Annotated in this window: 8 protein-coding genes; 5 read left to right on the forward strand and 3 right to left on the reverse strand. The window is 75.3% G+C overall.

Annotated features, from left to right (window positions below; translation table 11 throughout):
* Genes C8E97_RS22775 through C8E97_RS22785 form a run of 3 tightly spaced genes read left to right on the forward strand, consistent with a single transcriptional unit; the run spans position 1 to position 20,019 of the window.
* Positions 1-18,612, forward strand: coding sequence for a non-ribosomal peptide synthase/polyketide synthase (locus C8E97_RS22775; protein WP_121007530.1), 18,612 nt, complete (start codon positions 1-3; stop codon positions 18,610-18,612).
* The gene (locus tag C8E97_RS22780; RefSeq protein ID WP_121007531.1) at positions 18,609-19,835 is read left to right on the forward strand and encodes an MFS transporter; all 1,227 of its coding nucleotides are present in this window, start codon (positions 18,609-18,611) and stop codon (positions 19,833-19,835) included. The genes C8E97_RS22775 and C8E97_RS22780 overlap by 4 nt, the downstream gene beginning before the upstream one ends.
* Complete coding sequence (locus C8E97_RS22785; RefSeq protein ID WP_121007532.1) at positions 19,825-20,019, forward strand: MbtH family protein; 195 nt, start codon at positions 19,825-19,827, stop codon at positions 20,017-20,019. Before C8E97_RS22780 ends, C8E97_RS22785 begins: the two co-directional genes overlap by 11 nt.
* Before the next feature lie 107 nt (positions 20,020-20,126).
* Here the strand turns inward: C8E97_RS22785 and C8E97_RS22790 are convergent, their stop codons facing one another.
* Positions 20,127-21,125 carry a Gfo/Idh/MocA family protein gene (locus C8E97_RS22790; RefSeq protein WP_211347115.1) on the reverse strand — a complete coding sequence of 333 codons (999 nt, stop codon included), beginning with the start codon at positions 21,123-21,125 and terminating at the stop codon, positions 20,127-20,129.
* Between the two features lie 241 nt (positions 21,126-21,366).
* Here C8E97_RS22790 and C8E97_RS22795 point away from each other — a divergent pair, with 241 nt between their 5' ends.
* On the forward strand, positions 21,367-23,037 hold the full coding sequence (locus C8E97_RS22795) for a DEAD/DEAH box helicase (protein WP_121007533.1): 1,671 nt from the start codon (positions 21,367-21,369) through the stop codon (positions 23,035-23,037).
* Positions 23,038-23,134: 97 nt separating this feature from the next.
* On the opposite strand, the gene C8E97_RS22800 is transcribed toward C8E97_RS22795, so the two are convergent.
* Complete coding sequence (locus tag C8E97_RS22800; RefSeq protein ID WP_121007534.1) at positions 23,135-23,404, reverse strand: hypothetical protein; 270 nt, start codon at positions 23,402-23,404, stop codon at positions 23,135-23,137.
* A gap of 5 nt (positions 23,405-23,409) precedes the next feature.
* The gene (locus tag C8E97_RS22805; RefSeq protein ID WP_121007535.1) at positions 23,410-24,252 is read right to left on the reverse strand and encodes a carboxylesterase family protein; all 843 of its coding nucleotides are present in this window, start codon (positions 24,250-24,252) and stop codon (positions 23,410-23,412) included.
* 19 nt (positions 24,253-24,271) lie between these two features.
* Between C8E97_RS22805 and C8E97_RS22810 the strand changes: the two genes are divergently transcribed.
* Entirely contained in the window at positions 24,272-25,699 is a 1,428-nt protein-coding gene (locus C8E97_RS22810; protein ID WP_121007536.1) for a pyridoxal phosphate-dependent decarboxylase family protein, read from the forward strand.
* Positions 25,700-25,701: the final 2 nt, after the last annotated feature.

Genomic DNA, 25,701 nt, shown 5'->3' on the forward strand with positions numbered 1-25,701 from the left:
ATGACCACGTCCAAGGAAAGCCGCATCTCCGCGCTGCCCGCACACCTGCGGGAGCGCCTGCGCGACCGGCTGGCCGGCAAGGGCGCGCCGGTCGCGACCGAGCCCGCCATCCCGACCGCGCCGCGCACGGGTCCGCTGCCGCTGTCGCCCGGCCAGCGGCGGCTGTGGTTCCTCGACCAGTTCCAGCCCGGCGACACCGAGTACAACAGCGCCTTCGCGCTGCGGCTGCGCGGGCCGCTCGACGTGCCGCGCCTCACCGGGGCGGTGCGCGGGCTGGTGCGGCGGCACGAGTCGCTGCGCACCGCGTTCGACCAGGTCGACGGGCAGCCGGTGCAGGTCATCCACGCCGACCCGGTGCTCGACGTGCCGCTGGTGGACGCGCCCGACCCGGACGCCGCGCTGCGCGCCGAGGTGGAGCGGCCGTTCGACCTGGCGCGCGGTCCGCTGTTCCGGGCGGTCGTGCTGCGGGTCGCGCCCGAGGACCACGTGCTGCTGCTGACGTCCCACCACATCGTCGTGGACGGCTGGTCGCTCGGCGTGCTGGTGGAGGAGCTGGGCGCGCTGTACCGGGGCGAGGCGCTGCCGCCGCCCGCGCTCCAGTACGCGGACTACGCGGTGTGGCAGCGGGACCGGCCGGTGCGCGTCGACTACTGGCGCGAGCGGCTGGCCGGCGTGCAGCCGCTGGAGCTGCCGACCGACCGGCCCCGGCCCGCCGAGCGGACCTCGGCGGGCGCGACCCGCGGGTTCACCGTGCCGGCCGCGCTCACCGCGCGGCTCGCGGAGCTGGCCCGCGCCAACGAGACCACCCTGTTCACCGTCCTGCTCACCGCGTGCCAGGTGCTGCTGGCCCGCTACACCGGGCAGGACGACATCGCGGTCGGCACGGTGACCAGCGGTCGCGGCCGACCGGAGTTGCAGCGGCTGGTGGGCTTCCTCGTCGGCACCGTCGTCATCCGGTCCACTGTGGACACGTCGCGCACGTTCGAGGAGCTGCTGCGCGAGACCGGGGCGGTCGCCCTCGACGCGTTCGCGCACGACGACGTGCCGTTCGACCGGGTGGTGGAGGCGGTCGCGGCGCGCCGCGACCCGAGCCGCACGCCGCTGTTCGACGTGATGGTGTCGATGCAGAACGTGGGTGGCTCGCTGCCCCGGTTACCCGGCCTGGAGGTGGCCGAGCAGCCGCTGACCCGGCGCAAGGCGATCTTCGACCTCGGCATCGACTTCACCGCCGCCGACGACGGCGTCCACTGCCTGGTCGAGTACAACACCGACCTGTTCGACGCGGCCACCGTGGACCGGATGTGCCGCCACCTGCACGTCCTGCTGGCGCGCTGCGCGGCCGAGCCGCGCCGCCGGCTCGCCGACGTGCCGCTGCTGCTGGGCGACGAGCCGGACCCGCGCGGCGCGGCGATGGCGGTGCCGGCCACGACGTTCCCCGCGCTGGTCACGGCGCAGGCCGCCCGCACGCCCGACGCCACCGCCGTGGTGTGCGGAGAGGTCCGGCTGACCTTCGCCGAGCTGGAGGCGCGGTCGAACCGGCTGGCCCACCGCCTGGTCGCGGACGGGGTGCGGCCCGAGCAGGTCGTCGCGCTGTCGGCGCCGCGCGGCGCGGACGCCGTCGTGGCGGTGCTGGGCATCCTGAAGGCCGGTGCGGCGTACCTGCCGGTGGACCCGTCGCTGCCGGAGCGCCGCCGGGCGTACCTGACGGGCGATTCCGGCGCGGTGCGGGTGATCGACGGCCCGGTCGACACGGCGGGGATGCCCGACACGCCGCCTCCGGTCCGCCTGCGCCCGGACCACGCGGCGTACGTCATCTACACCTCCGGCTCCACCGGCCGGCCCAAGGGCGTGGTCGTCGAGCACCGGAACCTGGTGAACCTGCTGCACAACCACCGGGAGGAGTTCGGCCCGGAGCGCCTGCGGATCGGGCTGACCGCCGTGTTCTCGTTCGACACGTCGTGGGACGGCCTGGCGCGGCTGGCCGACGGACACGAGGTGCACGTCCTGACCGACGACGTCCGCCTCGAACCCGCCGCGCTGGTCGACTACGTCCGCGAGCACCGCATCGACTTCCTCGACCTCACACCCTCCTACGTCCAACAGCTCCTCCCCGCCGGACTCCTCGACGGCGACCACACGCCCAAGATCCTCATGCTCGGCGGCGAAGCCCTGCCCACGTCCCTGTGGCGGGAACTCCTCGACGCACCGACGCGGGCCTACAACTTCTACGGCCCCACCGAGACCACCGTCGACGCCGTCTCGACGCCCGTGACGGGCGACCGGCCGGTCATCGGCCGCCCGCTGCGCAACCTCACGGCCTACGTGCTCGACGCGAACCTCCAGCCGCAACCCGAGGGCGTGCCCGGCGAGTTGTTCATCGCGGGCGCACAGGTCGCGCGCGGCTACCTCAACCGACCCAGCCTCACCGCACAGCGGTTCCTGCCCGACCCCTTCGGACCACCCGGCACCCGCATGTACCGCACCGGCGACCGCGTCCGCTGGACCGACGACCGACTCGAATACCTCGGCCGCACCGACGACCAGGTCAAGATCCGCGGCTACCGCATCGAACCGGGCGAAGTCGAAACCGCACTGCTCAGCCACCCCGACGTCGGCGAGGCGGCGGTCGTCGCGCGCACCGACCACGGGCACACCCGGCTCGTCGCCTACGTCGTCACCACCGCGCCGGTCGACCTGCGCGCCCACCTCAAGCCGCTGCTGCCGGACTACCAGGTCCCGGCGGCGTTCGTGGAGCTGGACCGCATCCCGTTGACGCCCAACGGGAAGCTCGACCGGGCGGCGCTGCCCGCGCCGCGGGTGGCCGGCGACGACCACGTCGCGCCGACGACGCCCGAGGAGGCCGAGCTGGCGCGCATCTGGGCCGACGTGCTGGGCGTGGAGCGGGTCGGCGCGCACGACAACTTCTTCACCCTCGGCGGCGACTCGATCCTGTCGATCCAGCTCGTGTCGCGCGCCCGGCGGGCCGGGTTCCGGCTCACCTCGCGGGACGTGTTCCGCCACCAGACCGTGGCGGAGCTGGCGCGGGCCGCGACGGCGGCGGCCGAGCCCGCGCCGCGGCGCGTGTTCACCGGCCCCGCGCCGCTGACGCCGATCCAGCGCTGGTTCTTCGCCGAGCACGGGCCGCTGGCGCACTTCACGATGACGCTGCTGGTGGAGCTGGAGCCGTCGGTGGACGAGGAGGCGCTGCGGAGCGCCGTGCGGGCCGTCGTCCGGCACCACGACGCGCTGCGCCTGCGGTTCCGGCGGGTGGACGGCCGGTGGGCGCAGGAGGTGGCCGACGGCGACGACGACGTGTTCCGCGTCGAGGCCGGAGTGGACACCGACGCCGACACCGAGGCCCGCGTCCGGGCGGCCCGGCAGGACCTGGACCTCTCCGACGGACCGCTGCTGCGGGCCGTGCTGCTCCGCGGCGCGCGGCCGGCGTTGCTGTTGACCGCGCACCACCTGGTGGTGGACGGCGTGTCGTGGCGAATCCTGTTGGCGGACCTGGAGAAGGCGTACCGGGGCGAGGCCCTGGAGCCGGTCGGGACGTCGTTCACCCAGTGGGCGCACCGCCTCGCCGAGCACGTGCGGTCGGGCGCGCTGGACGACGCGCTGCCGCACTGGCGCTCCATGCCCGAGCCGGTCGCCCTGCCGGTGGACCGGGACGGCCCCAACACGGCGGGCTCCGCGCGCGTGGTGTCGGTGCGGCTGGACCGCGAGACGACCGACGCGCTGCTGCACCGCGTGCCGCCCGTGTACCGGACGCAGGTCAACGACGTGCTGCTGAGCGCGCTGGGGCGCGTGCTGGCCGAGTGGACCGGCCGGGACTCGGTGGCGGTGGCGCTGGAGGGCCACGGCCGCGAGGAGCTGTTCGACGACGTCGACCTCTCCCGCACCGTCGGCTGGTTCACCACGCAGTTCCCGGTGGTGCTGGACACGTGCGACGACTGGGGCCGCACCCTCAAGGCCGTCAAGGAGAACCTGCGCGCCGTGCCGCACCGGGGGCTGAGCTTCGAGGCGCTCGGCGTCGGTACGCCGCTGCCGGCGGTCTCGTTCAACTACCACGGCCGGTTCGAGGTCGCCGACGGCGGCTTCTACCGCGCCCGCCGCGACGCCGCGGGCGAGGACGTCGCGCCGGACCGGCCGCGCGGCCACCTGCTGGAGGTCACCGGGCTGGTCGAGCACGGCGAGCTGGCGCTGCGCTGGGAGTACTCGGACCACGCGCACGACCGCGCGACCGTGCGGCGGCTGGCCGACCGGATGCTCGACGCGCTGCGGGAGGTCGTGGCGCACTGCGCGACGCCGGGCGCGGGCGGCTGGACCCCGTCGGACTTCCCGCTGGCCCGGCTCACGCAGGAGCAGGTCGACCGGATCGCCGGGCCGGACGTGGAGGACGTCTACCGGCTGACGCCGTTGCAGGCGGGCATGGTGTTCCACAGCCTGGTCGAGCCCGGCGCGTACGTGGACCGGGTGCGGCTGGTGCTGGACGGCGTCACCGACCCGGCGGCGCTGGCCGAGGCGTGGCAGCGGGTCGTGGACCGCACGCCCGTGTTGCGCAGCAGCGTGGTGTGGGACGGGGTCGACGAGCCCGTGCAGGTGGTGCACCGGCACGTGACCGTGCCCGCCGACGGCGAGCTGGACCTCGGTGTCGCGCCGCTGCTGCGGGTCCGGGTCACGCCGCTGTCCGACGAGCGCGTGGAGCTGGTGTGGTCGTCGCACCACGTGATCCTGGACGGGTGGAGCACCGGCCAGGTGTTCGCGGAGGTGCTGGAGCACTACCGCGCCATCACCGGGGGGCGGCCCGCGCGGCTGCCCGCGCGCCGCCCGTTCCGCGACTACCTCCGCCGGCTGGCCGACCTGGGCGACGCCGAGCGGGACGCCGCCGAGGCGTACTGGCGGTCGGCGCTGTCCGAGGTGGACGTGCCGACGCCGCTGCCCTACGACCGGCCGCCCGCCGAGGCGCACCGGGCGGCGGCGACGGCGTCCGTGCGCGTCGAGGTGGACCTCGGCGGCGCGCCGCAGCGGGCCGGGCTGACCGTCAACACCGTCGTGCAGGGCGCGTGGGCGCTGCTGCTGGCGCAGGTGTCCGGCGAGCACGACGTGGTGTTCGGCAGCACGGTGTCCGGCCGCCCGGCCGAGCTGCCCGGCGTCGAGACCATGATCGGCATGTTGATCAACACGGTGCCGACGCGGGTGACCGTCGACCCGGCCGCCCGCGTCGGCGCGTGGCTGCGGGAGTTGCAGGCCGCGCAGGGCGAGGCGCGCCGGTACGACCACACGGCGCTGGCCGACATCCAGTCGTGGGTGGGCGCGCGGCTGTTCGACAGCGTGGTGGTGTTCGAGAACTACCCGTTCGACCGGGACGGCGACGGGCCGCGGGTGGTCGAGGTCGACGCGGTGGACGACACGACGCTGCCGCTGGCCCTCACCGCGTCCGGGACCGACCGGCTCGCCCTGGAGCTGGCCTACGACCCCGACCTGTTCGACGTCGCCACCGCCGACCGGCTCGCGGGCCGGCTGCGCGACCTCGTCGCGGCGATCGCGCGGGACGTCGACGCGCCGGTCGCCGACCTGTCGCGGCTGTCGCCCGAGGACGAGCGGCGCGTGCTGGTCGAGTGGAACCGGACCGCGCTCGACACGCCGGCCGCGCTGTACCCGGAGGTGTTCGCGGCGCAGGCCGCCCGGACGCCGGACGACACGGCGCTGGTGTTCCGCGACGCGCGCTGGACGTTCGCCGAGCTGGACGCGCGGGCGAACCGCCTGGCGCACCACCTGGTCGCGCGGGGCGCGGGACCGGAGCGGGTGGTGGCGGTGCGGCTGCCGCGCTCGGCCGACGTGGTCGTGGCCGTGCTGGCGGTGCTCAAGGCGGGCGCGGTGTACCTGCCGGTCGACGTCGGCCTGCCCGCCGAGCGCGTGGACTTCCTGCTGGCCGACGCGCGGCCGGCGCTCGTGCTGGACGAGCTGCCCGACACGTCCGGGCTGCCCGGCACCGCTCCCCCGGTGCCGCTGCGCCCGGACCACGCCGCCTACGTGATCTACACGTCGGGCTCGACGGGGCGGCCCAAGGGCGTCGTGGTCGAGCACGGGCAGCTCGCGAACCTGTTCCACGCCAACCGGCACGACCTGATGGGCGAGCGGACGTCCTTCGCCCTCACCGCGACGTTCTCGTTCGACACGTCGTGGGAGGGCCTGCTGTTCCTCGCCGGCGGCGGCGAGCTGCACGTCATCGACGAGGAGCTGCGCCTGGACCCGGCCGCCCTGGTCGACTACGTCCGGACGCGCGGCATCGGCACCGTCGACCTCACGCCGTCCTACGCGCACCGCCTGGTCGAGGCCGGCCTGCTGGACTCCGGTGTCCGCCGCGTCCTGCTCGGCGGCGAGGCGGTCGACGCGGCGCTGTGGCGGGCGATCGCCGCCTCCGCCGTCGAGGGCTTCAACTACTACGGGCCGACCGAGACCGCGGTCGACGCGGTGTCGACCGCCATCACCGGTGACCGGCCGGTGATCGGCCGGCCGCTGCACAACCTCGCCGCCTACGTGCTCGACCGCGACCTGCGGCCGGTGCCGCCGGGTGTGGTGGGCGAGCTGTTCGTGGCGGGCGCGCAGGTCTCGCGCGGCTACCTCGGGCAGCCCGGCCTGACCGCGCGGCGCTTCCCGCCCGACCCGTTCGGCCGGCCGGGCGCGCGGATGTACCGGACCGGCGACCGCGTGCGGTGGCTGCCCGACGGTCGGCTGGAGTACCTGGGCCGGGCCGACGACCAGGTCAAGATCCGGGGGTTCCGGGTCGAGCCGGGCGAGGTGGCCGCCGCGCTGCGCGCGGTGCCGGGCGTGCGCGACGCCGTCGTGGTCGTCCGGGACGGCCGGCTCGTCGGGTACGTCACCGGCGTGCCCGAGCGCGACGCGCGGGCGGCGCTGGCCGCGTCGCTGCCGGATCACCTGGTGCCGTCGGCCGTGGTGGTCCTGGACAGCTTCCCGCTGGCGCCCAGCGGGAAGGTCGACCGGCGGGCGCTGCCGGAGCCGGCGTTCACCGGCGGTCGCGTCGAGCCGGCCACCGACGCCGAGCGGACCGTCGCCGCGATCTGGGCCGACGTCCTGGGCCTGGCGCGGGTCGGCGCGGAGGACGACTTCTTCGCGCTGGGCGGCGACTCGATCCTCAGCATCGGCGTGACGTCGCGGCTGCGCGCCGCCTTCGGCGTGCAGCTCTCGCCGCGCGCGGTGTTCGAGCACCGCACGGTGCGCGCGCTCGCTTTTGTGCTCGCGGGCGCCGCCGCCGCGGACGCCATCCCGGTGCTGCCGCGCGGTGGCCCGCACCCGCAGTCGCCCGCGCAGCGGCGGCTGTGGTTCCTGGACCAGTTCGAGCCCGGCGGTGTCGAGTACGTGACGCCGACCGCGTGGCGGCTGCGCGGCCCGCTCGACGTCGGCGCGCTGCGGCGCGCGGTGAACGGGCTCGTCGCCCGGCACGAGTCGCTGCGCACGACGTTCGACGACGCGGGGCAGGTCGTGCGCGAGCCGTTCGACGTGCCGCTGACCGTGGAGGGCCGCCCGTGGGAGCAGGTGGTGCGGCAGGAGGCCACGACGCCGTTCGACCTGCGGGAGGGCCCGCTGGTGCGGGCGCGGCTGGTGCGGGTGGCCGACGACGACCACGTGTTCGTGCTGACCCTGCACCACATCGTCACCGACGGCTGGTCCACCGGTGTGCTGGCCCGCGACCTCGGCGCGCTGTACGCCGGCGACGAGCTGCCGCCGCTGCCCGTGCAGTACGTGGACTTCACGGCGTGGCAGGAGGCGCCGCCGGTCGACTACTGGGCGCGGCGGCTGGCCGGCGTCCCGCCGCTGGAGCTGCCCACCGACCGGCCCCGGCCGGCGGTGCGCACGGGCGCGGGCGCGATGCGCTCGTTCACCGTGCCGGCGGAGGTCGCGGCGGCGGTGAAGGAGCTGGCGCGGCGGCACGGCGACACGGTGTTCACCACGCTCGTCGCGGCCTGCCAGGCGCTGCTGGCCCGGTACACCGGGCAGGACGACATCGCGGTCGGCACGGCGGTGTCGGGCCGGGGTCGCGCCGAGCTGGACGACGTGGTCGGCCTGTTCGTCAACACCGTCGTCCTGCGGTCCACAGTGGACACGAGGCGGAGCTTCACCGAGCTGTTGACCGGGGTGCGGTCCGCGGTGCTCGACGGGTTCGCGCACCAGGACGTGCCGTTCGAGCGGGTCGTGGAGGCCGTGCGCCCGGACCGCGACCCGAGCCGCAACGCCCTGTTCGACGTCATGGTGCTGGTGCAGAACACCGGTGACGCGGCGCCCGTGCTGCCGGGCGTGGTCGCGACCGAGCTGCCGCTGCCGCTGACCACCGCCACCTGCGACCTGACGTTCGAGTTCGGCGAGTCCGACGGCGCGCTGCTGGGCGCGGTCGAGTACAGCACCGACCTGTTCGACGCCGCCACCGTCGACCGCATGGCGCGGCACCTGGTCGCGCTGCTGGCCGGGGTCGCCGCCGCGCCCGACCGGCCGCTGTCGGCGATCCCGCTGCTGTCGGGCGACGAGCCCGACCCGCGCGGCAGGGTCACCGACGTGCCGCACACGACGTTCCCCGCGCTGTTCGAGGCCCAAGCCGCGCGCACGCCGCACGCGACCGCCGTGGTGTGCGGCGACACGCGCCTGACCTACGCCGAGGTGGACGAGCGCGCGAACCGGCTGGCCCACCACCTGATCGCGCGGGGCGCGTCGCCCGAGCGCGTGGTCGCCGTGCTGCTGCCCCGGTCCGCCGACGTCGTGGTGGCGATCCTGGCCGTGCACAAGGCGGGCGCGGTGTACCTGCCGGTCGACCGGGACCTGCCGCGCGAGCGGGTCGACTTCCTGCTGCGGGACGCCGACCCGGCGCTGGTGCTCGACTCGTGGCCGGACCTCGCCGGGTGCCCGGCGCACCGGCCGGGCGTGCCGGTGCGGCCGGACCACGCGGCGTACGTCATCCACACCTCCGGCTCCACCGGCACGCCGAAGGGCGTCGTGGTGGAGCACCGCCACCTGGTCAACCTGCTGCACAACCACCGCGCCGACTTCGCGGCCGAGCCGCTGCGGGTGGCCTTGTCGGCGGTGTTCTCGTTCGACACGTCCTGGGAGGGCCCGCTGCTCATGGCCGACGGCCACGAGCTGCACGTCCTGACCGACGACGTCCGCCTCGAACCCGCCGCGCTGGTCGACTACGTCCGCCAGCACCGCATCGACTTCCTCGACCTCACACCCTCCTACGTCCAACAGCTCCTCCCCGCCGGACTCCTCGACGGCGACCACACGCCCAAGATCCTCATGCTCGGCGGCGAAGCCCTGCCCGCCACGCTGTGGCGCGAGCTGGCGGCTTCACCGACGCGGGCCTACAACTTCTACGGCCCCACCGAGACCACCGTCGACGCCGTCTCGACGCCCGTGACGGGCGACCGGCCGGTCATCGGCCGCCCCCTGGACAACCTGGTCGCGCACGTGCTCGACGCCGACCTCCGACCGACACCGACCGGGGTGCCCGGCGAGCTGTACATCGCGGGCGCACAGGTCGCGCGCGGCTACCTCAACCGACCCGGCCTCACCGCACAGCGGTTCCTGCCCGACCCGTACGGACCACCCGGCACCCGCATGTACCGCACCGGCGACCGCGTCCGCTGGACCGACGACCGACTCGAATACCTCGGCCGCACCGACGACCAGGTCAAGATCCGCGGCTACCGCATCGAACCGGGCGAAGTCGAAACCGCACTGCTCAGCCACCCCGACGTCACGCAGGCCGTGGTCGTGGCGCGGGAGCACAACGGGCACCAGCGGCTCGTCGCCTACACCGTGGGCGCGCCGGCGGACCCGGCCGGGTGGCTCAAGGACCGGCTGCCCGACCACCTGGTGCCGTCGGCCTTCGTGGCGCTGGACGCCGTGCCGATGACGCCGAGCGGCAAGGTCGACCGCCGCGCGCTGCCCGCGCCGACGTTCACCGACGCCGGGTACGTGCCGCCCGCGCCCGGTGTCGCGGCGGAGCTGGCCGCGATCTGGGCCGACGTGCTCGGGGTGGAGCGGGTCGGCGCGCGGGACAACTTCTTCGCGCTGGGCGGCGACTCGATCCTGAGCATGCAGGTGGTGTCGCGCGCCCGGCAGGCCGGGATGCGGTTGACGGCCAAGGAGGTCTTCCTGCGGCAGACCGTGGCCGAGCTGGCGCTCGCGGTCACCGCCGACACCGGCGGCGCGCACGAGGTCGTGACCGGCCCGGCCCCGCTGACCCCGATCCAGCGCTGGTTCTTCGCCGAGCACGGGCCGCTGGCGCACTTCACCATGTCCGTCCTCACCGACCTCGGCGACGACGTGGACGTGCCCGCGCTGCGGTCCGCGCTGCACGCGGTCGTCGCGCGCCACGACGCCCTGCGCACGCGGTTCACGCGGGTGGACGGGCAGTGGCGGCAGGAGGTCGCGGGCACTGGGGAGGACGTGCTGCGCCTGGCGTCCACAGTGGACCACCCGGCGGAGGCCGACGCGGCGCGGAGGAGCCTGGACCTGGAGCGCGGCCCGCTGTTCCGGGCGGTGCTGTTCCCCGACGGCAAGCTGTTCCTCACCGCGCACCACCTCGTCGTGGACGCGGTGTCGTGGCGGATCGTCCTGTCCGACCTGCGGACCGCCTACGCGGGCGGCGACCTCGCGCCGGTGGGCACCCCGTTCGCCGGCTGGGCGCACCGGCTGGACGCCCACGTGCGGTCCGGCGGGTTCGACGGGGCGCTCGCGCACTGGGCGGCCGTGCCCGTGGAGGAGCCGACGCCCACGACGGCGGGCACCGCGCGCGGCGTGTCGGTGCGGTTGGGGCGCGCCGACACCGACGCCCTGCTGCACCGGGTGCCCGAGGCGTACCGGACGCGGGTCGACGACGTGCTGCTGACCGCGCTGGCCGCGGCGTTCGGTGGCCGCGCGCTGGTCGCGCTGGAGGGACACGGCCGCGAGGAGCTGTTCGACGGCGTCGACCTGTCCCGCACCGTCGGCTGGTTCACCGCGCAGTTCCCGGTGGCGCTGGAGGTGCCCGCCGGCGACTGGGGACGCGCGCTCAAGGCGGTGAAGGAGCGGCTGCGGGCGGTGCCGGACCGGGGGCTGAGCTACGAGGCGCTGCGCTACGCCGATCGCGGGCTGACCGGCGCGCTGCCGCGCGTGTGCTTCAACTACCTGGGCCGGTTCGAGTCCGACGCGTTCGGCGAGGCCGAGCACGGCCGCGAGGTGCCCGACGACCTCGTGCGACCGCACCTGCTCGACATCACCGCCGCCGTGACCGACGGCGAACTCGCGCTGGAGTGGGAGTACTCCACGCAGGCGCACGACGAGGCCGAGGTGCGGGCGCTGGCCGACCGGATGGTGGACGCCCTGCGCGGCATCGTCGCGCACTGCGCGTCACCCGAGGCGTGGGGCCGCACGCCGTCGGACTTCCCGTTGGCGCGGCTCACGCAGGAGCAGGTCGACCGGATCGCCCGGCCCGACGTGGAGGACGTCTACCCGCTCACGCCGTTGCAGGCGGGGATGCTGTTCCACGACCTGGTGGACGACGGCACGGCCTACTTCAACCAGCTCCGCGTCCGACTGTCCGGTGTGGACTCGCCCGAGCGCCTCGCCCGCGCGTGGCAGCGCGTGGTCGACCGCACCCCGACCCTGCGCACCGCCGTGGTGTGGGAGGGCGTGGACGAGCCGGTGCAGGTGGTGCGCCGCGACGTGGTGCTGCCGGTGGAGTTCGCGCCGGTGACCGACGAGCTGGTGGCGCGCGACGCCCGGCGGGGGCTGGACCTCACCCGCGCGCCGTTGATGCGGCTGGTGGTCGGGCGCGTCTCCGACCACGAGGTCGACCTGCTGTGGACCTCGCACCACCTGCTGCTGGACGGCTGGAGCACCGCGCAGGTGTTCGGCGAGGTGCTCGCCGAGTACGCGGGTGCGGACCCGGTCGCGCGGCGGCCGTTCCGCGACTACCTGGCGTGGCTGGCCGCGCAGGACCCGGCCGCGGCCGAGGAGCACTGGCGGGGCGTGCTCGCCGGGTTCACCGCGCCCACTCCCCTGCCCTACGACCGGCCGCCGACCGACGCGCACCGCGCCGAGTCGTCGGCCCGCGTGGTGCTGGACCTGCCGGTGGACCGGGCGGCCGAGGTGGCGCGGGCCAACGGCCTGACCGTCAACACGATCGTGCAGGGCGCGTGGGCGCTGCTGCTGTCCAGGGTGTCCGGCGAGCGCGACGTCGTGTTCGGCACCACGGTGTCCGGGCGGCCGGCGGAGCTGCCCGGTGTCGAGGACGTGGTGGGCATGTTCATCAACACCGTGCCCACGCGCGTCGTCGTGGACCCGCGCGCCGGGGTCGTGCCGTGGCTGCGCCGGCTCCAGGAGGCCCAGACCGAGTCGCGGCGGTTCGACTTCGCGTCCCTCGCGCAGGTGCGGTCGTGGGCCGGCGGTCCGCTGTTCGACAGCCTGCTGGCGTTCGAGAACTACCCGGTCGAGGCGCCCGCCGGCGACGCGCCGCGAGTGGTCGGCGAGGTCGACGGCCTGGACACCACCACGTTCCCGCTGACCGTGCGGGCGCACGCCGACGACTCGCTGCACGTCGAGCTGACCTACGACCCGCGCCTGTTCGACGCCGCCACGGTCGAGCGGCTCGGCGGGTGGCTGTCGCGCCTCATCGGCGCGATCGGCGACGACGCCGGGCGCGCGGTGGGCGAGCTGCCGTGGCTGTCCGACGACGAGCGCCGGCAGGTCCTGCACGACTGGCAGGGCTCCGGGTCCGACGGGCCGACCGGCACCATCCCGGAGCGGTTCGCCGCGCAGGCGGCGCGGACGCCGGACGCCGTCGCGGTGACCTGGCAGGGCGTCGGGCTGACCTACCGCGAGCTGGACGAGCGGGCGAACCGGTTGGCGCACCACCTGATCGGCCTGGGCGCGGGCCCGGAGCGGTTCGTGGGCCTGCTGCTGCCGCGATCGCTCGACCTGGTGGTGGCGGTGCTGGGCGTGCTGAAGTCGGGCGCGGCCTACCTGCCGATCGACCCCGCCTACCCGGCCGACCGGATCGCCGGGATGATCGCCGACGCCGAGCCGGTCGTCGTCCTGGACGGCATCCCGAATCTCGACGGGTGTCCCGACGTGGCGCCGGAAGTGGCGTTGCGGCCCGAGCACCCGGCGTACGTGATCTACACGTCGGGCTCGACCGGGCGGCCCAAGGGCGTGGTGATCCCGCACGGCAACGTCATCCGCCTGTTCTCCGCCACCGACCACTGGTTCCACTTCGACCACACCGACGTCTGGACGCTGTTCCACAGCTACGCCTTCGACTTCTCCGTCTGGGAACTGTGGGGACCCCTCCTGCACGGCGGACGCCTCGTCGTCGTACCCCACGACACCTCGCGAACACCGCGCGACTTCGCCCGCCTGTTACGCGAAGAAGGCGTCACGGTGCTCAACCAGACACCCTCGGCGTTCTACCAACTCATCCCCGAACAACCCGACGCCCGCTACATCATCTTCGGCGGAGAAGCCCTCGACCAGCACAAACTCCACAACTGGCACGGCACCGCCCAACTGGTCAACATGTACGGCATCACCGAAACCACCGTCCACGTCACCTATACGGAAGCCGACGGCACCATCGGTCAACCGATACCCGACCTCCGCGTCTACGTCCTGGACGACGATCTCCAACCCGTCCCACCCGGCATCACCGGCGAAATGTACGTCGCCGGACCCGGACTCGCCCGCGGCTACCTCAACCGACCCGGCCTCACCGCACAACGCTTCATCGCCAACCCCTACGGCCCACCCGGCACCCGCCTCTACCGCACCGGCGACCTCGCCCGATGGCACAACGGCAAACTCCACTACCACGGCCGCACCGACCACCAACTCAAGATCCGCGGCTTCCGCATCGAACCCGGCGAGATCGAGGCGGTGCTGGCGTCCCACCCGTCGGTGCGGCAGGTGTCCGTGGTGGTGCGGGACGAGCGGCTGGTCGCGTACGCGGTCGCGGACGGCGAGGTCGCGGTGCCGGCGCTGCGCGACCACGCGGCGCGGTCGCTGCCCGAGCACATGGTGCCGAGCGCGTACGTCCTGCTGGACCGGTTGCCGCTCAACGCCAACGGCAAGCTCGACCGGGCCGCGCTGCCCGCGCCGGGGCGGGACGCGTCGGTGGCCGACGGGTTCGTCGCGCCGAGGACGGAGGCCGAACGGCTGGTGGCCGGCGTCTGGGCCGACGTGCTGGGCGTGGAGCGGGTCGGCGCGGAGGACAACTTCTTCGCGCTGGGCGGCGACTCGATCCTCAGCATCCGGGTGGCGTCCCGGCTGCGCGAGACGTTCGACCTGTCGCCGCGCGCGGTGTTCGACCACCCGACGGTGGCGCGCCTCGCGGCGGCGCTGACCGGTGACGCGCCGACGCCGATCCCGCGCGCGGAGGGCGAGTTCGCGCTGTCGTTCGCGCAGCAGCGGCTGTGGTTCCTGGACCAGTTCTCGCCGGGCGGCACGGAGTACGTGACGCCGTTCGCGGTGCGGCTGCGCGGCGAGCTGGACGTGGCGCGGCTGCGGCGGGCCCTGTCGGCGCTGGTGGCGCGGCACGAGTCGCTGCGCACCACGTTCCCGGCCGTCGACGGGCTGCCGACGCAGGTCGTGCACCCGCCGCACGAGGTGGCGCTGCCGGTGGTGGACGAGCTGCCGCCGGTCGAGCCGTTCGACCTCGGCGCGGGCCCCCTGTTCCGGCCGGCGCTGGTGCGGGTCGGGCCGGACGAGCACGTGCTGGCGCTGACCATGCACCACATCGTCACCGACGGCTGGTCCGGCGGCGTGCTGGTGTCCGACCTGGCCGCGCTGTACGCCGGCGAGGACCTGCCGGAGCTCCCGGTCCGGTACGTCGACTTCGCCGCGTGGCAGCGGTCCCAGCCGCTGGACGGGCAGCTGGAGTACTGGCGGGAGCGGCTGGCGGGCGTGCCGGCGCTGGAGCTGCCCACCGACCGGCCGCGGCCCGCCGTGCACACGACGTCCGGCGCGCAGTGCGAGTTCGCCGTGCCCGCCGGGGTCGCCGACGCGCTGCGCGACATCGCGCGGCGCACCGACAGCACGCTGTTCATGACGCTGGTCGCGGCGTGCCAGGTGCTGTTCCACCGCTGGTCCGGGCAGGAGGACTTCGCCCTGGGCACGGTCGCCGCCGGGCGCGACCGGCCCGAGGTCGAGCGGGTGGTGGGGCTGTTCGTCAACACCCTGGCGCTGCGGGCCGCGGTCGACCCGCTCGGGACGTTCCCCGAGCTGCTGGCGCGGGTGCGGACGACGGTGCTGGAGGCGTTCGCCCACCAGGACGTGCCGTTCGAGCGGGTGGTCGACGCCGTGCAGCCGGACCGCGACACCAGCCGCACACCGCTGTTCCAGGCGGTGGTGGCGCTGCAGAACGCGCCGCGGGCGGCCGGGTTCGCCGGGCTGGACGCCTCCGACGTCGCCCGACCCGTGGTGTCGACCGGGTTCGACGTGACGGTGGAGTTCACCGAGGAGGACGGCGGCGGGCTCGCCGGGTCGATCGAGTACAACACCGACCTGTTCGACGCGGTCACCGCGCGCCGGCTGGCCGACCACCTCGGCGTGCTGCTGGCGGGCCTCGCGACGGACCACGACCGTCCAGTGTGGACGCTGCCGGTGCTGCCGCCCGACGAGCTGGCGGCGGTGGAGCGGTTCGGGCGCGGCCCGCGCGGCGTGCGGTTCGCCCCGCTCGCCCGCCTGGTCGAGCGGCAGGCCGGGCGCACGCCCGACGCGCTCGCGCTGACCGGCGCGGCCGAGCTGACCTTCGCCCAGCTCGACCGGGCCGCCAACCGGTTGGCGCACCACCTGATCGCGCGAGGCGCGGGTCCGGAGCGGCTCGTCGCCGTGCGGCTGCCCCGCTCGGCCGACCTGGTGATCGCCGAGCTGGCGGTGCTGAAGGCGGGCGCGGCGTTCCTGCCGGTGGACCCGTCCTACCCGGCGGAGCGGATCGCGCTCATGCTCGACGACGCCCGGCCGCTGCTGGTGCTGGACGGCCCGGTCGACGTGTCGGGCCTGCCGGGCACCGCGCCGGACGTGGCGGTGCGGCCCGAGCACCCGGCGTACGTCATCTACACGTCCGGGTCGACCGGGCGACCGAAGGGCGTCGTGGTGACCCACGCGGGCATCGCCACGTTCTCGGCGGCCGAGATCGCGCACCTGGACGTGCGGCCCGGCGACCGGGTGCTGGAGTTCTCCTCGCCGAGCTTCGACGCCTCGGTGCTGGAGCTGTGCCTGTCGCTGCCCGCCGGCGCGGCGCTGGTCGTGCCGCCGGAGGGGCCGCTGCTGGGCGACCGGCTCGCCGAGGTGCTGACCGCGCACCGGGTGACGCACGCGCTGATCCCGCCGGTCGCGCTGGCGACGCTGCCCGACGTCGCCCTGCCGGCGTTCCGGTCGCTGGTGGTCGGCGGCGACGCGTGCCCGCCGGACCTGGTGGACCGCTGGGCGCCCGGACGGCGCATGGTCAACGCCTACGGGCCCACCGAGTCGACCGTCGTCGCCACGTGGAGCGCTCCCCTGACGCCCGGCGGCACGCCGCCGATCGGGCGGCCGATCCCCGGCACCGAGGTCCACGTGCTGGACCCGGCCCTGCGGCCGGTGCCGATCGGCGTGCCGGGCGAGCTGTACGTGTCGGGCGCGGGCCTCGCGCGCGGCTACCTGGACCGGCCGGGGTTGACCGCGTCGCGGTTCGTCGCGAACCCGTTCGGCGCGCCCGGTTCCCGCATGTACCGCACGGGCGACGTGGTGCGGTGGCGGCGCGACGGCCGGCTGGAGTTCGTCGGCCGGGCCGACGAGCAGGTGAAGATCCGCGGTTTCCGGGTCGAGCTGGGCGAGGTGGAGGCCGCGTTGCTGCGGCACCCCGACGTGCGGGAGGCCGTGGTGGTCGCGCGGGCCGACGGCGCGGGCCACAAGCGGCTCGTCGCCTACGTCGTCGGCGCGGTGGCGGACCTGCGGGACTTCCTCGCCGAGTCGCTGCCCGACCACCTGGTGCCGTCGCTGTTCGTGCCGATCGACGCCATGCCGGTGAGCCCCAACGGGAAGGTCGACCGCGCGCGGCTGCCCGCGCCGGACTTCTCGGCGCTGTCCACGGCCGGGCACGTGCCGCCGTCCGGACCGGTGGAGGAGGCGCTGGCCGCCGTGTGGGCGGACGTCCTCGGCGTGCCCGCGGTGGGCGCGGAGGACAACTTCTTCACGCTGGGCGGCGACTCGATCCTGAGCATGCAGGTGGTGGCGCGGGCTCGGCAGGCCGGCCTGCGGTTCACCACCAGGGACCTGTTCGTGCACCAGACGGTCGCGCGGCTCGCGCCCGCGGTGCGGCTGGAGGAGGGCGGCGGCGAGCGGTCCGCCGTGGTCGGCGAGGTGCCGCTGACCCCGATCCAGCACTGGTTCCTGCACTCCGGCCGGCGCAACCCGCACCACTTCAACCAGTCGCACCTGGTGGAGCTGGACCCGGAGGTGGACGTGGCCGCGCTGCGGGGCGCGCTGCGGGCGCTGCTCGCGCAGCACGACGCGCTGCGGACCCGGTTCCGCCACGAGGACGGGCGGTGGCGGCAGGAGGTCCCGCCGGTGTCGGACGTGGACGTGCTGACGGTCGCGTCCGGGGTGGAGGACCTGGAGGCGTTCGCGGACGAGGTGCACGCGGGGTTCGACCTCGGCACGGGTCCGCTGTTGCGCGCGGTGCTGTTCCGGGAGCCCGACCGGTCGTCGCTGCTGCTGGTGGCGCACCACCTGGTCGTGGACGGTGTCTCGTGGCGGATCCTGCTGGACGACCTGGAGACCGCCTACCGGGGCGGCGACCTGGGCGCCAAGACGACCTCGTTCCAGGAGTGGGCGCGGCGGCTGCGCGACCACGTGGCCGCGGGCGGGTTCGACGCCGAGGTCGACCACTGGGCCAAGCCCCTCCCGGTGCTGCCGCGGGCGACCACGCCCGCCGAGGTCGTCACGCTGGAGCTGGACGAGGACGACACCGCGGCGCTGCTGCGCGGCGCGCCCGCCGCCTACCGCACCCGGATCAACGACGTGCTGCTCGCGGCGCTGGCGTGGGCGCTGTCCCGGTGGACGGGCTCGGAGACGGTGTCGGTCGACCTGGAGGGCCACGGCCGCGAGGACCTGTTCGACGGGGTCGACCTGTCCCGGACCGTCGGGTGGTTCACCACCGTGTTCCCGGTGGAGCTGACGGTGCCCGAGGGCGACTGGCGGACGCGGGTCAAGGCGGTGCGGCGGCAGCTCCGGTCCGTGCCGGGCAACGGCATCGGCTACGGCGCGCTGCGGCAGCACGGCCGCCTGCCCGCCGGCGGCGTGCCGCTGGTCGCGTTCAACTACCTGGGGCAGTTCGACCCCGGCTCGGCCGAGGCCGAGGGCCTGTACCGGGCAGTGCTGCCGTCCATCGGCCGGGAGCACGACCCGGCCGACCACGGCGAGCACCTGATCGACGTCGTCGGCGAGGCGGGCGGCGGCCGGCTCGGGTTCTCCTGGTACCACCACCCCGACGCGCACCCGGCGGACGTGGTGCGCGGCGTGGTGGCGGACTTCGCGGCGGCGCTGCGGGCCATCGCCGAGGACTGCCGGGGTGCGGTGTGACCACCTCGTTGGCGCGCAACCGGAACTACACGCTGCTGTGGGGCGGGCAGGCGCTGGCCGAGGTCGGGTTCTCGGCCTCGCTGATCGCGTTCCCGCTGCTGGTGCTGGCGATCACGGGGTCGCCCGCGGCGTCCGGCCTGGTCCTCGCGGTCGACGCCACCGCGCAACTGCTGGCGGGCCTGCCCGCCGGCGCGCTGGTCGACCGGTGGGACCGCAGGCGGATCATGCTGGCGTGCGAGGCGGCGCAGGCGCTGGCGCTGGGCTCGCTGGTGCTCGCGCTGCTCGGCGACGCGGCGTCGGTGCCGCACATGGTCGCCGTGGCCGCGGTCCTGGGCGTGTGCCGGGCGTTGTTCGAGCCGGCCGAGGACGCCTGCCTGCCCCGGCTCGTGCCGGACGCGCAGCTCGCGACCGCCGTGGCGATGAACGCGGCGCGGTCGTCGTTGGGCCAGATGTCGGGCACCGCGCTGGGCGGCGCGCTGTTCGCGGTGGCGCGCTGGGCGCCGTTCCTGCTCGACCTGGTGACGCACTGCCTCGCGTTCGTGGCGCTGCTGTTCCTGCGCGTGCCGCCGCGCGAACCGGTCGCGGTCGCCGAGCGGCACCTCCTGCGGGAGATCGGCGACGGCCTGCGCTGGGTGTGGCGGCGGCGCGAGATCCGCGTGACGGCGCTGTGCGCGGTGGTGCTGAACCTGTTCTTCACCGCGTTCTACCTCGTGGTCATCGTACTGGCGGAGGCGCGCGGTGTGTCGTCCGCCGCGATCGGCGTGATGGCCGCGATGCTCGGCGTCGGTGGCGTGGTGGGCGCGCTGATCGCGCCGTGGCTGCACCGCGTGCTCGGGCCGTACGTGTCGATCGCGGCCGTGTTCTGGGTGTTGACGCTGTTGACGCCCGTGGCCTACTTCGTGTCCGACGGGTTCGTGATGGGCGGGTTGTTCGCGCTCATGACGTTGTTGGCCCCCACCGCGAACACGACGATCTCCACCCACCAGCTGCTGCTCACGCCGGACGCGATGCGCGGGCGGCTCAGCGGCGTGGTGTCGGTGGTGCTGGGGGCGGCGGGTGCGCTCGGGCCCGCGTTGGGCGGCCTGCTCACCGAGTTCCTCTCCGCCGACCGCGCCGTGCTGGTGTGCGCGGTCGGCATCGCCCTGGTTACCGCGTTCGTGACGATCAGCCCGACGTTGCGGCGCTATTCCGCTGAACAGGAAGGTGTTCCGAATGAGGTCTGACATCGCCTACCAGGTGCTGGTCAACGACGAGGGCCAGTACTCGCTGTGGCCCGCGCACCAGCCCGTGCCGGCGGGGTGGGTCGCCGACGGCAAGACCGGCACCGTGGACGAGTGCTCCGCCCACGTCGACTCGGTGTGGACCGACATGCGGCCGAAGTCGTTGCGGGACGCCATGTCCGACTGACCGCCCCGGCGGTCCGGTGGCACCCGGCCCGCGCCCGCTCGTCACGGCGGGCGCGAGCCGGCGCACCGTCGGCCAGTCCATAATGGACTTCCGTGCGGCGCGGCCGGTCAGGCGTCGCGCAGGACGACGTCGGCGTCCGTCCGGGCCGACTCGACCAACGCCCGCCCCACGCGGGCGGTGCGCGCCGAGTCGGCCAGGGACACCAGCGGGGTGTCGCCCGTGCGCACGGCCCGGTGGAACTCGGCGGCCTGGTGCTCGTACGGGTCGGCGGCCGGCACCACCTCCCGCCGGACGCCCCGCCCGGTCACGACGGTGATCACGCCGTCCTCGCGGCCCAGCGCCCAGGCGTTGTCGACCGCGATCGAGCCGTCGACGCCCTGGAGCTCGTAGCGCGACCGGGGACCGTAGTCGAACCCGTAGTCGAGCAGGGCCGCGCGACCGCCGCCGAAGTCCAGCACGGCCACGGCGCTCGTGTCGACCGCCGCGCCGCCCTCGGCGTGGAACCGGGCGCGGACCCGCTCCGGCGGCCGGCCGAACGCCCACAGCGCCACGTCGAACGCGTAGCAGCCGACGTCCCAGGTCGCGCCGCCGCCCAGCGCGGGGTCGTACCGGGTGCCGTCCGCCGCGGTCGTCCGCCCCGCGAACGCGGCCCGCACCACGCGGAGGTCGCCGATCACGCCCGAGGCCAGCAGCTCCGCCACGCGCCGCTGCTGCGGGTGGCAGCGGTACATGTACGCCTCCATGACCGTGCGGTCGCCGGCCGCCCGCCCGATCCGCGCGACGTCCTCTTCGGACAACGCCAACGGCTTCTCGCACAGCACGTGCTTCCCCGCCGCCAGCGCCCGCAGCGTCCACGGCACGTGCTCCGAGTTCGGCAGCGCGATGTAGACGGCGTCGACCCCGTCGTCCGCCAGCAGGGCGTCGAAACCGTCGTGCGCGGTCGCGCCGAACGGCTCGGCGAACCGGGCCGACGCGGCGAGCCTGCCGGGCCGCGCGGCGACCGCCGTGACCGCGTTGCCGGGCGTGCGGTGGATCGCCGGCGCGACGCTGCCGCTGATGCGGGCCGTCGCGCCCAGCACGCCCCAGCGCAGTTCCAGGTCGGTCACGTGCCCTCCTCGTCGCGGCACAGCCTAACCGCGGGCCGGGGCGCGGACGACCGGGTCCGCGAGCCGCGCACCGACCCGGCACCCGGCGGCGGCCGACCACCCGATCCGGCGACCCACCGGAACGCGGGCCCGACGCCGGCCGGGACCACCGCGCCGATATCACGAGCGGGCGCGCGGCGGCAACGCGCCCGCGCACCCCCCTCACCGAGCGGTTCACGGGCGATCAGCGAGACTTGACACCATGACCGCCGATGCTCCCGACGACGACAGGACCAGCTTCGCAGACCTCGGGCTGCGCCCCGAACTGCTGCGGGCGCTCTCCGGACTCGGCTACGAAGAGCCCACCCCCATCCAGCGGGAGGCCATCCCGCCGCTGGCCGCCGGCCGGGACCTGCTCGGGCAGGCCGCCACCGGCACCGGCAAGACGGCGGCGTTCGCGCTGCCCGTGCTGGAGCGGATGGGCGAGGGGGGCCGGGCCGAGCGCGCGCCGTTCGCCCTGGTGCTGGTGCCCACGCGGGAACTGGCCGTGCAGGTGTCGGAGGCCGTGCACCGGTACGGGCGGGAACTCGGCGCGCGGGTGCTGCCGATCTACGGCGGTCAGCCCATCGGGCGACAGCTGCGGGTGCTGGAGCAGGGCGTGGACGTCGTCGTCGCCACGCCCGGCCGCGCGGTCGACCACCTCAACCGGGGCACCCTGAACCTGGACCAGCTCCAGGTCGTCGTGCTGGACGAGGCCGACGAGATGCTCGACATGGGCTTCGCGGAGGACCTGGACGCCATCCTCGCGGAAGCGCCGGCCGAGCGGCAGACCGTGCTGTTCTCCGCCACCATGCCGCCGCGCATCGACCGGCTGGCCCGCCGGCACCTCACCGACCCGGCGCGGATCACCATCGGCCGCGAGCAGACCGAGCCCGGCGAGGCGCCGCGCGTGCGGCAGAGCGCCTACGTCGTGCCCCGCGCGCACAAGCCCGCCGCGCTGGGCCGGGTGCTCGACGTGGAGGCGCCGACCGCCGCCATCGTGTTCTGCCGCACCCGCGACGAGGTGGACCAGCTCACCGAGACGCTGAACGGGCGCGGCTACCGCGCGGAGTCGCTGCACGGCGGCATCAGCCAGGAGCAGCGCGACCGGGTCATGGGCCGGTTGCGCAACGGCACCGCCGACCTGCTGGTGGCCACCGACGTGGCGGCCCGCGGCCTGGACGTGGAGCAGCTCACGCACGTCGTCAACTACAACGTGCCGTCCGCGCCGGAGTCCTACGTGCACCGCATCGGGCGGGTCGGGCGCGCGGGCCGCGAGGGCGTGGCCATCACGCTGGCCGAGCCCCGCGAGCACGGGATGCTCAAGACCATCGAGCGGGTCACCAAGCAGCGCATCCAGGTGGAGAAGGTGCCCACCATCGCGGACCTGCGGGCCCGCCGGCTCGAGCTGACCCGCGCGGCGCTGCACGAGAGCCTGCTGGAGGACGACCTGGAGGGCTTCCGGGTCGTCGTCGAGACGCTGGCCGACGAGTTCGACGTGATGGAGGTCGCGCTGGCGGCGGTGAAGCTCGCCCACGAGGCGAGCGGTGCGGCGGCCGACGAGGAGGAGATCCCCGAGGTCGTGCCGCGCGGCGACCGCCGCGGCGGCGAGCCGCGCCGGGAGCGCAAGCCCCGCCGGCCGACGGCGGGCATGACGCGGCTGTTCGTCGGCGCGGGCCGCAGCGCGGGCATCCGCCCGCAGGACCTGGTCGGCGCGATCGCGGGCGAGGCGCGGCTGCCCGGCCGGGAGATCGGCGCGATCGAGATCGCCGACCGGTTCTCGCTGGTGGAGGTGCCGGACGGGTCGGCGCAACAGGTGATCACGGCGCTGCGCGGCGCGACCATCAAGGGCCGCAAGGTGACCGTGCGCCGGGAGCGCGACGACCCGCGCTGACCCGACCAGCGCCGCCCCCTGCCCGCGCCGACCCCGGCCGCCGCATCCGGGCCACGCCGGCACCGGGCCGCGCGAATGCCGGCCGCGCGGACGCGCGTCACGGGCGCGGGTGCGGGGCCGCGCCGGCCGGCGTGCCGAACGCGAAGGGCACGTCGCCCGCGTGCCAGGCGGGCGGCCGGGTGAACCTGGCCGGCCGCGCGCCGTGCCGCTCGGCCGGCCTCGTGGTGGGCTCGGCCAGCACGTGGTCGCCGAGCAGCCGCACGTGGGCGTCGGCGACGGTCGGGAACAGCGCCCGGTAGCCGGCCGGGACGTGCGGCGGCAGCCCGGTCGCGCGGCCGAACCGCGCGTACTCGTCGGCGGCGCGCACGGGCCTCAGCGCGCCGACCCGCTCGAACAGCCGGTGCTCGTCGGCGGTGTGGCACAGCAGAGCGCGTCGACGCCGTCCGGCAGGGCGGGCAGCCGGTCCGCGACCGGGCCGAACAGCACCGGGTCGTAGGCGAGCGGGCCGCTGGTCTGCGCCCTGGCCGGCGCGTCGGCCGAGGCGACCGCCGAGGCGGGGCCGGTGGTGTCGACCCACCGCGCGACGCGGCGCGCGAAGCCCTCGGTGTAGCAGCGGTTCGGGACGCTGTGGGCGATCACCCGGCGCACCGCGCCCGGCGCGGCGGCGGCGAGGAACAGCGCCGAACCCGCGCCCGCCGACTGGCCCGCGACGGTGATCCGGTCCGGGTCGCCGCCGAACACGGCGATCTCGTCGCGCACCCAGTGCAGCGCGGCGAGCTGGTCGAGCAGCCCCCGGTTGCGCGGCCGTCCCCCGACGTGCCCGAACCCCTCGAACCCGAGCCGGTGGTTGCAGGTGACGACGACCAGCCCGGCGCGGGCCAGGGCCGTGCCGTCGTAGTCCGGTCGGGCGGACGAGCCGAACGCGTACGCCCCGCCGTGCAGGAAGAGCAGCACCGGGAGGCCGTCCGCCGCCGACGGCGCCCAGACGTCGAGGCTCAGCACGTCCTCGTCGCCCGGTCGCCAGACCGGCGCGCCGGGCAGTTCGGCGGACCGCGGCGCGACCGGTCCGAAGTCGAGGCAGTCGCCGACGTGGTCGACCCGCGTCAGCGCGTGGAGCCGGCGCGGGCCGAACGGCGGTTCCGCGTACCGGATGCCGAGGAACGCGTCGACACCGCCGGCCGTGGCCCTGCCCCGGAAACGCCCACGTCGTGCCATCGCCGACTACTCTGCCACGATGGGTGACCCGTTGATCTCACGTGACGACGCCGCCGAGGCGCTGGGGATGGTGGCGCGGGCGGCCGGCCCGTACCTGGACGCGTTGCCGCACCTGCCGGTGCGGGACCCCGCGCACGAGCACCTGTTGGAGCAGCTCGACGGTCCGCTGCCGGAGGACGGCGACGGGACGATCACGGCCGTGGCCGACCTGCTGCGCATCGGGACCAAGGCCGCCACGCACTCGTCGGGGCCGAGGTTCTTCCACTTCGTCGTGGGCGGCGCGACGCCTGCCGCGCAGGCGGGCGACTGGATCACGTCGCTGCTGGACCAGGCCGCCGGCCTGTGGCTGACGTCACCGCTGGCGGCGCGCGCCGAGACGGTGGTGCTGCGGTGGCTCAAGGAGATGTTCGGGCTGCCGGCGTCCTACGGCGGCGTGCTGACGCCGAGCGCGACGTTCGCGAACCTCACCGGGCTGGCGTGCGCGCGGCACTGGTGGGCGGCGGAGCACGGCGCGGACGTGACGGCGGACGGCCTGGCCGGGCTGCCCCGGATGCCGGTGTTCTCCAGCGGCTACGTGCACGCCAGCAGCCGGAAGGCGTTGCAGCTGCTGGGGTTGGGGCGCGACGGCGTCCGCACGCCCACTCGGGACGACGCGGGCAGGCTCGACCTGGACGCGCTGGACCGCGAGCTGGCGCGGTCCGGGCCTGCGGTGCTGATCGCGAACGCGGGCGAGGTCAACGGCGGGGACTTCGACCCCGTGGCCGAGATGGCGGACCTGGCGCGGCGGCACGGCGCGTGGCTGCACGTCGACGGCGCGTTCGGGTTGTTCGCCGCGCTGTCGCCGCGCACGGCGCACCTGGTGCGCGGGATCGAGCGGGCCGACTCGGTGGCCGCCGACGGGCACAAGTGGCTGAACGTGCCGTACGAGAGCGGGTTCGCGTTCGTGCGGGACGCGTCGGTGCTGGGGCGGGCGTTCGGGTCGTGGAACGCCGCCTACCTGCCGGCGCCGGACGAGGAGTTCGTGAACTACAACAACCTCGGCCCGGAGTCCTCGCGGCGGGCGCGGGCGCTGCCGATCTGGGCGACGCTGCGCGCGTACGGCCGGGACGGTCACCGGGCGATGGTGGAGCGGCACCGGAACCTGGCCGTCCACCTGGGACGGATCGTCGAGCGGTCGGCGAACCTCGAACTGCTCGCGCCGGTGACCCTGTTCGTCGTCTGCTTCCGCTACCGGCCGCCGGGCGTGCCGGAGGCGGAGTTGGACGGGTTGAACCGGCGGCTGGGCGAGGAGCTGGTGGCCGACGGCCGGGTCTACGCGGGCACCACCGTGTACCGGGGCGTGGTGGCGCTGCGGCCCGCGATCGTGAACTGGCGCACCACGACCGAGGACGTCGACCTGCTGGCGTCGGTGGTGGAGGAGATCGGCGCGCGGCTGACGGGCCGGTAGCA

The sequence above is a fragment of the Saccharothrix australiensis genome (assembly GCF_003634935.1).
GTDB classification, from domain to species: domain Bacteria; phylum Actinomycetota; class Actinomycetes; order Mycobacteriales; family Pseudonocardiaceae; genus Actinosynnema; species Actinosynnema australiense.